This window comes from Thermosipho sp. 1070 (assembly GCF_001682135.1).
Classification (GTDB): Bacteria; Thermotogota; Thermotogae; order Thermotogales; family Fervidobacteriaceae; genus Thermosipho; species Thermosipho affectus.
Map to the genome: position 1 here is coordinate 745,632 of NZ_CP007121.1, position 11,638 is coordinate 757,269.

The 11,638-nt window shown below is 32.9% G+C and carries 11 protein-coding genes and 1 tRNA gene; 2 read left to right on the forward strand and 10 right to left on the reverse strand.

Annotated elements, in window-relative coordinates:
- Position 1: 1 nt before the first annotated feature.
- The 8 genes from Y592_RS03635 to Y592_RS03670 form a co-directional block, all read right to left on the reverse strand.
- Positions 2-1,564, reverse strand: coding sequence for a DNA-binding protein (locus Y592_RS03635; protein ID WP_075665678.1), 1,563 nt, complete (start codon positions 1,562-1,564; stop codon positions 2-4).
- Positions 1,565-1,625: 61 nt separating this feature from the next.
- Positions 1,626-2,312 (reverse strand): hypothetical protein, encoded by a 687-nt coding sequence (locus Y592_RS03640; RefSeq protein ID WP_077287272.1) that lies wholly within the window; start codon positions 2,310-2,312, stop codon positions 1,626-1,628.
- A 66-nt stretch (positions 2,313-2,378) separates the two neighbouring features.
- Positions 2,379-2,930 (reverse strand): glycerol-3-phosphate responsive antiterminator, encoded by a 552-nt coding sequence (locus Y592_RS03645; protein WP_075665680.1) that lies wholly within the window; start codon positions 2,928-2,930, stop codon positions 2,379-2,381.
- Between the two features lie 2 nt (positions 2,931-2,932).
- The gene (gene glpK, locus Y592_RS03650) at positions 2,933-4,399 is read right to left on the reverse strand and encodes a glycerol kinase GlpK (RefSeq protein WP_216635297.1); all 1,467 of its coding nucleotides are present in this window, start codon (positions 4,397-4,399) and stop codon (positions 2,933-2,935) included.
- A 19-nt stretch (positions 4,400-4,418) separates the two neighbouring features.
- Positions 4,419-4,778, reverse strand: a complete 360-nt coding sequence (locus Y592_RS03655; RefSeq protein ID WP_075665682.1) for a DUF1667 domain-containing protein — start codon at positions 4,776-4,778, stop codon at positions 4,419-4,421.
- A complete protein-coding gene (locus Y592_RS03660) occupies positions 4,771-5,997 on the reverse strand; it encodes an NAD(P)/FAD-dependent oxidoreductase (protein ID WP_075665683.1) in 1,227 nt (408 codons plus the stop codon). The genes Y592_RS03655 and Y592_RS03660 overlap by 8 nt, the downstream gene beginning before the upstream one ends.
- A complete protein-coding gene (locus tag Y592_RS03665; RefSeq protein ID WP_075665684.1) occupies positions 5,994-7,430 on the reverse strand; it encodes an NAD(P)/FAD-dependent oxidoreductase in 1,437 nt (478 codons plus the stop codon). The genes Y592_RS03660 and Y592_RS03665 overlap by 4 nt, the downstream gene beginning before the upstream one ends.
- A 101-nt stretch (positions 7,431-7,531) precedes the next feature.
- Positions 7,532-8,920, reverse strand: a complete 1,389-nt coding sequence (locus Y592_RS03670) for a GGDEF domain-containing protein (protein ID WP_143609919.1) — start codon at positions 8,918-8,920, stop codon at positions 7,532-7,534.
- A 172-nt stretch (positions 8,921-9,092) separates the two neighbouring features.
- On the opposite strand from Y592_RS03670, the gene Y592_RS03675 reads away from it, so the two are divergent.
- Positions 9,093-9,887, forward strand: a complete 795-nt coding sequence (locus Y592_RS03675) for a flagellin (protein ID WP_075665685.1) — start codon at positions 9,093-9,095, stop codon at positions 9,885-9,887.
- 47 nt (positions 9,888-9,934) lie between these two features.
- Here the strand turns inward: Y592_RS03675 and Y592_RS03680 are convergent.
- Together Y592_RS03680 and Y592_RS09230 are read right to left on the reverse strand one after the other, a co-directional pair.
- Positions 9,935-10,023: transfer RNA gene (locus Y592_RS03680), tRNA-Leu, on the reverse strand.
- 25 nt (positions 10,024-10,048) lie between these two features.
- A complete protein-coding gene (locus Y592_RS09230; RefSeq protein ID WP_232218219.1) occupies positions 10,049-11,182 on the reverse strand; it encodes an HAD-IA family hydrolase in 1,134 nt (377 codons plus the stop codon).
- Between the two features lie 47 nt (positions 11,183-11,229).
- On the opposite strand from Y592_RS09230, the gene Y592_RS03690 reads away from it, so the two are divergent.
- The gene (locus tag Y592_RS03690) at positions 11,230-11,586 is read left to right on the forward strand and encodes a GIY-YIG nuclease family protein (protein ID WP_075665686.1); all 357 of its coding nucleotides are present in this window, start codon (positions 11,230-11,232) and stop codon (positions 11,584-11,586) included.
- Positions 11,587-11,638: the final 52 nt, after the last annotated feature.

Consider the following 11,638-nt stretch of genomic DNA (forward strand, 5'->3'; position numbering starts at 1 on the left):
ACTACCTTATTTCAATATCTTCCTGCCATCTAGGTAAAATTTCATACTCGCCCTTGTAAACAGCTAAAATACCTTGGACTTTTACCTTTTGCCCAACATTTAAATTTGATATGTCTATATTTGTACCCTTTTTCAAATACACCTTTATAATAAAATCCCCTGTGTCAACTTTAAAGTTATACTTATTTTTTTCTTTTACTACTCCCTCAACATACACAAATGCAGAAATAAATGTCTTAGACAAACTTGTTAAAACGTCTGGAATAACTTTTGCACTGCCAACTTTTTCAACATTATTTGCAACCAATTCAATCACACCATTCCACAATTTACTCTTCCCAGAAATCACCACAACATCTCCTACGTTTAAATCTCCTCCTAATACTGGAGAATAAATCATTAGTCCTGCAGTTTCATCTTGTATATAAAAGCTACCTTTTCCCAAAAGATCTTTTGGAGAAGTAACTATACCTTTAACTACAAAACTTTTTCCTTCTTCTCCAAGTATTACATCCATTATAGAATTAAATTCCTTCTTTTTTTCCTCAACTGGAGTAACAAGCTTAGAATTAAACGAGAATAATTTATCAAACTCAAGGCTGTAGAAGTAATTAAGCTCTGCTATTATCTTTTGTTCTCCTGCTATGTTGCTTTCTAAATCTCCATTTCCCACTTTTAAAGTAAAATCTTTATATGCCAATTTCAAACCATACAACGGCAAATAATTTGGATCCGATGCCCAAACACTGTTATACCTTAAAAACACACCTAAAACATAATCGTTTAAAGCATAATCAACATCCAAATAATATGCCCATGCATTTGGCAAAAACGCAACATCATTTGGATCACCGGTTTGAAAATCTGCATCGTATCTATTAACACCTAAACTTAAAAATTGTGTGCTTAATGCTAAATTATTAAAGTTTACCTTTCCACCCACCAAATACGAAAAATTGGCAATATCAGATGATTTAGCCGACAAAGCTGTCCAAGCCAAAATTGAAAAATTACCTAAATCAAAGCTTCTATTTACATCCAATGAAATTTGATTATATTTCGTTTCATAATAGCCACCTAATTTAAAACCAAACAAATCAGCCTGGACATATCCTGCAACACTTCCTAGATCTAAATCATATGCTGCTCCAAGATTTATTTTTCCAATTTTAACATCCAAACCTGCACCATAGTAATCAAATTTCAATCCACCAACCCTCAAACCCTCTAGCTTTTCCGTTTGACTTTTTTTCAACCTTGTCTTTAGAACATCTAGTTTTACATCATAACCAAATAAATCAAATTTTCCCTCAAGATAATAATATCTTGGCTTGAAAATCGAATATGTTCCCAAATTCCAAGAATCATGGGAAAGTTCTAAATAATCAGTTACTTTAAATGCCAAAAAATCAAATGGTTGGTATGTAACATAAAGTATGGGAAAGTAATCAAATGCTCCATCATCTAAACCCATCGTAGTTAAATTTAAAATAGAAAGAGAAAAATTTCCCGAAAAAGAAAGTATAAAAAAAAGCAAAGCTAAAGAAATAAAAATCCTTCTCACAATTTCACCTCCGAGAAAAATAGGGCCTCTACGGCCCTAAAATTTTATTAATTTAAAAGACTTAAAATTCTATATCTTCTGCTGTTCTTGGATAAATTTGCCATTCATATTTATATCCTGCAAGATATCCTGTTACCGTTGCAGGTGCATTTTCACATGTACTTACAGCTGTATAAGTATACACTGTAACTGTTGCAGTTCCAGAATCTACTGGATATTCAAATTCAAATTTTTTACCAGTGGTATCTAAAGAAGTTAATGTACCTTTTGCCGTTACAAACCTATAATTCCACAACGCAAGAGCAGTTGCATCTGCCGTATTACCGGTAGCATCAAATAACCAAGTATTATCAAGTTTTACATTTAAAACACTTGGCTCACATTCACTAGCTGTTTCAGTTGAAACCACTGTAACATCCTTCATCCTTAAATTTCCATTATAAGTATCTTTATACAACGTTCCTGTAACTGTTACTTTATCACCTACATTTAAGCCTGCTGAAGAAATATCCTTGATGTATATTCCAGAAGTTGAATCACTTAATATTCCATAATAATTATATTTATAAACAAGTATACCTGTTACAGTCGCAGAAGATGTATCATTTAAAAGATAATCTAGCTTAGCACCTGCAATACCTGTTAAAACAACTTCATCTCCACCTTGTGGAAGATTTTGTTGTAAACATCCACTAAATAAGACAAAAACCAATATAACACCCAAAATTACCCCTACATATTTCTTCATAAAATCCCTCCTTTGTATAAAGCTCAGCAAAATTATTATATAACACTTTCTTAACTTTTCAAAATTCTAAAACATATCCCACAATTCTTCTTTACTGGTAGATACAGCTATTGCTCCTGCATCTAGTATTTTTTTAACTTGATTTTTTTTACTAACAAGTCCTCCTGAAATAATTGGTTGCTCTATATTTTCTTTTATATACCTTATAAATTCTGGAATAAGTCCTGGTAAAACCTCCACAAAATTAACATTATGTTTTTTTATTTGTTGGATTCCCGTCTTTACCGCTTTAGAATCTATCAAAAATATCCTTTGAACAGTCATTAACCCTAATTTATTTGCGATAACAATAAGGTTTGATCTTGTGGTTATTATTCCATCTGCACCGACAAACTCCTTGACAAGTTTCACACTTGCCTCATCTCTTCCCAAACCACTTACAAGATCCAAATGTACAAAAACGATTTTACCGTTTTCTTTTAATATTCTAGTTGCATTCTTTATTTTAAAAATATCTCCCTCTAACAAAAAAACCGAAGAAACAGGTGTGGTAATAATCCTTTCAACAGCTCTTAAATCTCTTATTGCAGGGACTATTGGATATACAAATGGATGCAATATTAATCACTCCATTTCATGGATCTTTTAACTGCTTCTTTCCATTTTTTATACATATTTTCTCTTTTTCCTTCTTCAATCAGTGGCAAAAATCGTTTATCCAGATTCCACTTTATTTCTTCCTTACTTTTCCACACACCAGTTGCAAGCCCTGCAAGATATGCGGCACCTAACGCCGTTGTCTCGGTAATTTGCGGCCTTTCAACGGGAATACCAAGGATATCCGCCTGAAATTGCATTAAAAAGTTATTGTTAGATGCTCCTCCATCTACTCTCAAAGTCCCCATATTTATCCCCGATTCTTTTGCCATAACCTCAAGAACGTCTCTAGTTTGATATGCTATTGATTCAAGTACTGCTCTAACAATATGTGCTTTTGTCGTACCACGTGTTATTCCAATTAAAAGTCCCCTTGCATACATATCCCAATACGGTGCACCAAGTCCTACCATAGCAGGGACAAAATAAAGTTCTCCTGAATCAGGCACAGACATGGCAATTTCTTCAGTTTCGTATGCTGCATCAATGAGTTTTAAGTTATCCCTTAACCACTGTACAGCGGCCCCTGCTATAAAAATACTTCCTTCAAGTGCATATTCCACCTTTCCGTCAACACCCCAAGCAATTGTTGTAAGCAATCCAGAATTGGAATAATAAGGTTTTTCTCCTGTGTTCATTAATATAAAACAACCCGTACCATATGTGTTCTTTATCATCCCTTTATCAAAACACGTCTGACCAAAAAGCGATGCCTGTTGATCCCCTGCATCACCAGCAATTGGAATCTTCCCACCAAAAATATCCGTATATCCGTACACCATGCTAGATGGCACAGGTGTTGGTAAAATACTTTTTGGAATATCTAATATTTCCAAAATTTCTTCATCCCATTGTAACGTATTAATATTAAACAACATAGTTCTTGATGCATTAGAATAGTCGATAACGTGTACTCTTCCACCTGTTAAATTCCAAATAAGCCAAGAATCTACTGTTCCAAACAAAATATTACCTCTTTTTGCGTCTTCTTTTACTCCTTCAACGTTATCTAAAATCCACTTGATTTTTGTTCCAGAAAAATACGCATCAACTACTAATCCCGTTTTTTCTTTAATTAATTTTTCATATCCTTTTTCTTTTAAATCATCACAAATTTCAGCTGTTCTTCTACATTGCCAAACAATTGCGTTATACACAGGCTTCCCTGTTCTTTTATTCCAAAGGATTGTCGTTTCCCTTTGGTTGGTAATACCTATTGCCGCTATATTTTCTACACCTACTGTATCAACTGCTAACTTTGCCACTTCTATTTGTGAATTTAGAATATCAAATGGATCATGTTCTACCCATCCCGGCCTTGGATAAATTTGTCTATATTCTTTGTTTTTCACAAAAACATCTTTCCCACTTTCATCGAACAAAATAGCTCTGGAACTTGTAGTTCCTTGATCAAGCGCCAATATGAACACCATATCCCCCCTTGCTTTTTCAATCCTTTTTCAACACTGTTCGCGTAGCAACAAGATTTGCGCCCGTTGACAATATATCATTAACTATTATATCACCTCGTTTTACAGGAGCTTTTATTTTTAACCCTTTAATATATTCTATTATCTCATGCAACATTTTCTTTGGAACTGGTTTATCAGTTTTTGCCGAAACAAGTTCCATTACTCCATCTTCAACTTTCACACTAATAGTAAGTATTCTTTTTGGATTAGTAACCTCATTTTTTGCATATTCCAATCCCCTTGGACAACGATTACCCTCAACTTTTATTTCACCATTTACAAATACCGTCAACTCACAACCAATAGGACACGATATACATGTCATCTTTTTAATCAATTTCATTCACCTCCACGGTGACATTTGGACCAAAATTGTTAAAATCCTTTACAACTAAATCTATCATCTCACTTGGTCTAATCCGCCAATTAAATTTTCTTATTACTTTATCATCAAACTTTAAAATGGATTTCTTAAAGCTCTTTAGAGGCCTTAAATAAATTTTGAAAGATTTTTTTTGTGAAAATCTTTGCGGAAGTAATACTCCTACATTTTGTCCCCTTAGAAATCTTTTATCTGAATCTGGTAATTTTTCATTCTTTGAAATTAGCGCCGCATAATACCCTGCTATTTTTCCCTCTTCGTATACAAAGTCTACAAGATCATGGATAGCCACGTTATTTCCCGCTGCAAATATCCACTTAATACTAGTTCTCATAAATTCATCTATTATGGGTCCTTTATTTATGGGATCCATTTCAACAAAACCTTCTATTAACTCATTCTGTGGTATTAATCCCACCGAAGTAACTAACGTATCTACTTTGATTTTTCTTTCCGTACCTGGTATAGGTTTTTTATTTTTATCTACTTTTGCAATAGTTACCGCATTAAGTCTCTGATCCCCATGAATTTCAACTACTGTATGACTCAACCAAAGTGGTATTTCAAAATCCTCCAAACACTGTACAACGTTTCTAATAAGTCCACCTGGTTCTGGCATAATTTCCACTACACCTACAACATCCATTCCCTCTATTTTCAACCTTCTTGCCATAATAAGTCCTATATCACCCGATCCCACAATTAAAACTTTTCTACCTGGCAATCTGTTATAAATATTCACCATTTTCTGTGCCACACCTGCAGTGTATACACCAGCTACCCTTGAACCAGGTATTTGCAAAGAACTAAGAGGTCTTTCTCTTGCTCCAGTTGCCATAACAAGGGCCTTTACTTCAAAAATAACTAATCCCTCTTCAGATAAAGTTACAACTTCTCTTGTCTTTGGTTTTATCTCCAAAACCGTGTAATTAGGGCGTATAACATCTTCCTTTAATTCATCCCACATTCTTTCCATGAACTCTGGACCTGTTAGTTCTTCTTTGTAAACGTGTAATCCAAATCCATTGTGTATACATTGGTTTAAAACACCTCCAGTACTCCTATCACGTTCCAACAATACAGTTTTAACACCTTCTTTTGTAGCCGAAATTGCAGCAGCAAGGCCTGCTGCACCACCACCTACGATTAACACATCCACCTTTTCTCTTCTCATACTCTCACCTTGCCATCCATTATCCAGGATTTTTCATAATTTAATTTTATTTCTTCTATGGGGATATTTAACTCTCTAGAAATTATTTCCATAATCTTCAAACTACAAAAACCACCTTGGCATCTTCCAAAAGATGCCCTAGTTCTAAATTTAACACCGTCCAAAGTTCTTGCGCCCCTTCTAATCGCCTCTACTATCTCTCCTTCTGAAACATTATTACAAAAGCATACTGTTCTTCCAAATCTTGGATCTTTTTTCACCAATTTTTCCCACTCTTCTAATCCAACCTCTTTTATATTCGGTATCTTCTTTCTATAAGGATTAAAATGTTTTTTTCTTTGTAAATTAATCTTTAGGTCTTCTGGAAAAATCTTTTCCACTACATATTTAGCTATTGCAGGTGCAGCAGTAAGTCCTGGGGATCTTATACCCGCAACATTTACAAATCCCCAAACCTTTGTAGGTCCAATAATAAAGTCTTTCTCCTTTGTCTCAGGTCTTAAACCCGCAAATGTTTTTATTGTATATGAAATATCAATCTTTGGTACCAATTTTTTTGATTTCACATATACCTCGTCTAATCCTTCCCTTGTCGTTGATAAATCGTACTTCTTCTCCTTTGGTAGATCAACTGCGTTAGGACCTAACAAGATTCCACCATCTACCGTTGGCACAACAAGAATTCCTTTTGATTTTTTAGTAGGCGTTGGAAAGATGACACTATTTACAAGTCCTTTTAATTTTTTGTCTAATAATATATATTCTCCTTTTCTGGGAAATATTTCAAAATTTGCGACTTTCACCATCTTTGCAATTTCATCTGCAAACAATCCCGCTGCATTTATTATCACATCAACTTTATACTCTGCCTTATCCGTAATAATTTTTGAAACTTTCCCATCCTTTACTACAATATCTTTTACACTTTCACCAAGGTGTAGCATAGCACCATTTTCAACTGCATTTTCAATTGCAGCCATCGCCACATCCCACGGCTCAGTTATACCTGCAGTGGGACACCACAAAGCGGCAATGACTTTATCACTTAAATTTGGCTCCTTCTTCTTTAATTCTGTTTTTTCCAAGATTTCCAAGTCTTCTACTTTGTTTTCTCTTCCTTTCTTTTTTAACTCTTTTAAATACTCTACATCTTCTTCTTTAAACGCCACAACAAATGATCCCACACGTTTGAAACTAACATCCAACTCCTTTGCTAGATCATCGTAAAGCTTGTTTCCATATGATGCAAACATTGCCCGCACTGATCCAGGTGGATCATCGTACCCTCCATGTACTATCGCAGAATTTGCCTTTGTAACACCCCAACCAATATCAGGTGCTTTCTCAACAATATGTACTTCAACATCGTACTTTGAAAGTTCTCTAGCTATAAGACTACCTGAAATGCCTGCACCTACAATAAAGATTTTCATAATAACACCTCCATAACAAAAAGAGCCATATACCACATATGTGGTATATGGCATCTCCTATTCTCCTGCCTAAAATCTATTAACTTTCTATTTAAATTATATCACATTTTATTTTTATATTTTAACGATTTTTGCCTTTTCATTTTGTATAATTTTTCATCTGCTTTTTTATACGCCCTCTCAAATTGACTATATTGTGAAATACCGTAGGAAAAATCCAAATTTATTTTACGTTTCACCTGTAGTCTAATTTTTTCTATTAAATCTTTTGGATCCTCAAAATACGTTATTATGGCAAATTCATCTCCACCAAGTCTTATAAAATAATCCTTTTCTGGTAAATTTTCTACAACTATCTTGGAAAAATCTTTTAGTACCCTATCCCCATATTCGTGTCCATATCTGTCATTTAGCCCCTTAAAATCGTTCAAATCTATTAAAATAAAACACCCACCGGGTCTCAACTTATCAATTATCTTTCTATTGTATGCCCCGGTTAAAGGATCAGTTAACACTTCTTCTGTTAAAAGACTATGTTCTAATACTACTCTTTTAAAATCTCTAGAAATCATAATGATAACAGAAATTGCAGATGCTGAAAATGCATATCCTGTAAGCAATTCCCTTACAGAAGGATAAAACAACAAAATAATTGTATGGATAACAGATATTGCGGAAAAAACAGAAGAAAAGTACAACCACTCAACTTTTAAATAAAACACTCTAATTGCAGCATATATTAAAAAGAAAATCATAATAATATTTGAAATTTGCGTTATTTTCACATAAAAAACAAAATCATACGACATAGAAACTAAAAATAAAATAGGCACAAATACGTAAACTATCCATTTTGAAACGAAAAAATTTCTTTCATACACTTCAACAGCATAAATGTAAAAAACTATAGAGCTATACGTTGCAAGAGAGATTACCTTTAAAAACAGAAGATAAAAATTTGGGTTAAACATAGTTTCACGTACACCAAAATGAAAAAGATGCAAAGCGGTAAAAAGCAAAAAAATTCCAAAACTTAAGTATGAAATTTTCAAATTTCTATCTTTAATAGAACTTCCAAAAATCCACGAAACAATAGCCGAAATCAAACTTATACCAATTGAAATATAAACAAATTTTTCTTTGAAAAACTCCTTGTATATAACATACCTTGTTGCTATTTTGTAATTTGTTAGAAATGGAATATTTGCCAAACCCACATCGTATATTCCGAAAATCTCAATAATTAGCTCATTTTCTTCTTTTAAATTTTTCAATTCTATCTTAAAAACTTTATTCCAAATATTAGCAGTTTCATCACCAAACTTATATACAAGCTCTCCATTTAAATATACTTTCAACATATTTCCCGAAATGCGATTAATCACTAAAGTATCATATCCCACATTCTTAAAGTGGGACTTTAGAGTAACACTCTTTGCTTTTCCAGTTGCATTATAAAAAGGAAGAGAAAGATCAAAGTTTAAATCCATTCTCTCTTTTGGTGGCGAAATATTTAACAAAAAAGAAATAAAAAAATACAAAGCTAATGCTAAAAATACGCTATAGATTACCTTTTTAATCTTCTCTCCCCCCAAGGTATTATAACATAGAACAAAATAATATCTACTTTAGTCAAAATTATACGGAAAAGGGGGTGAAAAAATGAGAATAAACAACAACATCAATTTATGGATCACCCACCGGCTTTTATCGATTCAAAACCAAAACAGAACAAACCTAGCTGAAGTAAGTGATGCACAAAAGCTTCTTACATCGGATATTTCAGGGGCAACAATATATGAAAGGATGAAAAGCCAAATAGAAGGATATGGAAAAGTAATTGAAAATATCTACAGTGGTGTAGATATGTTAAATTCAGCAGATTCTGCTCTTTCGTCAATCCAAGATAACCTACAAAGAATGAGGGAACTTGCACTGCAGGCCTCAAATGGAACATTGACAGAAAACGAACGTTCCGCTCTAAACGAGGAATACAATCAATTGTTAAATCAGATTAATGATACGATTAAAAATACCCAATTTAATAACAAACAGCTTTTAAATGGTGAAATTGAGAATCTAAAAATTACCATAAATCCAAATGGTGAATCGGAAAGTATAACAATTCCAGATGTAACCCCTACAACACTTGAAGATTCAAACTTACTAAGTGTGGAAAATGCGCAAAGCACATTAAAAAAAATAGATGATATTACTTCTAATATATCAAATATAAGGAGCAACATAGGTGCACATGTAAATTCTCTAAAACAACATGGTTCTGTTGCAGCAAGTGCCCTTGAAAATATTACATCAAATGCAAGTATAATACACGATACAGATATAGCAAAAACGTTGCTGGAAATAACTAAAAATAATATATTAACTCAAAACCTTCTCTCACTCTCCACCCAGTCAAACGTATCTGCTTGGTCTGTGTTAAGGCTTCTTGGATGACTCGGAAAAATAAAAAAAGAGCCGGATGCTTCCGGCTCTTTTGTTTTTGGTGCCGAGGGCGGGACTCGAACCCGCATGGGGCGTCAACCCCAGTTGATTTTGAGTCAACCGCGTCTCCCAATTCCGCCACCTCGGCATCGCATTAAATATTTTAACATATATTAAAGCAATGTCAATAAATCTTTTTTAGACAAAATTTTCCAATTTTTATCTTCATCGTATACAATTTCGACAATTTTTACATTTTCATCTGAAAAAATATCCGGTATTAAATGTTTGTCTATATCCGTAAGGTTTGCATTTAAAATATCTTCCTTTTTGATCCAAAGTAGTTTTCCTTCATCGCTCTCTTTTACATCATTTGAAAATACATCTCCTCTAAAGACAAATAAGATCCAATTGTAATTTTTAGGACCAATTTCGGTAGTCACCATTCTCAACCTCAAATTATGTAACTTCAATCCCGTTTCCTCAAAAAATTCTCTTACCATTGCTTTCTCAATTTCTTCCCCATTTTCCACCTTTCCACCAGGTGGTACCAAAAAGTTTGCAAATGGTTCTTTGTTTCTAGAAATAAATAACACTTTGTCATTGTATTCTGCATAACACATAACGGCCAATTTTTGCTCTTCATTCTTTCTTATTTTTCCTATAACTTTAGAATAATCAACATTCAAAAATGCCTTTTTTATCTTTTCTTTTTCATCAACATGGATAAATTTTATACCTACTTTTTCACACGCCTTGTCATTTTCAGAATCACCTATCATAACACAATCTTTTGGGCTGATAGATAAAGTTTGTATTATCTCTTCAAAAAATCTAGGGTCTGGTTTTGCATAGTGCGCATTTTCCATAGAAGTTATATAGAAAAAATCACCTGGGTTTAAATCTACAAATTCAATTCTTTTTTCCACTGCAACTTTTGGAAAAAGTGGATTTGAAGCAAAAATAACCTTGTTATTTGTGTTCTCTATTAAGTCCACCAAAAATTGATTTTTTCTTATTATTTTTTTCAAATTCAAAAATTTTTCATCGTAAAACTCAAAAAATAAATCTTTCCAATATTTTCTTGACCGATTACTTTTATTAGAAATCTCATCCAAAAACCTTTCAAATAAATTCTTGGAAGTATTTAAATTGGACAAAATTTCATTTATACTTTCCATTACCAAAACCATCAACTTTTTTGAATCTATATTGGAAAAATCTGAGAGTAACTTAAAATATTCTTTCATAAACTCCTTTTCATCGTTTTTTATTAAAGTTCCATCGTAATCTACAAAAATGTACATGTTTTTTCTCCCCCTTATTTATATTATAATTATTAGTGGTGATATTAATGAAAAAAGGGATATATTTACTCTTTATAACAGTAAAAAAAGACATTAAAGTAAAAGTTGGATCTCTTGGAGAAATTAAAATAAAAAATGGACTATACGTTTATGTAGGTTCTGCTCAGAATAATCTAGAACAAAGGATAAAAAGACATACTTTAAAAGAGAAAAAACTCTTTTGGCATATAGATTATATCACTTCACACCCCTATGTAGAAATTATCGGTGCAATACTCATAAATGGTCCAAAATCACTTGAGCCTAATATTGCATGCAAACTTTCTCAAAAATTTCCACATATAAAGAAATTTGGTGCAACTGATGATAATGCGTGTAATTCACACCTCTTTAAAATTATATAGGGTGTTTATTATCTTGAAAAAAATAAGATACACCTTAGAAACACACTATCAA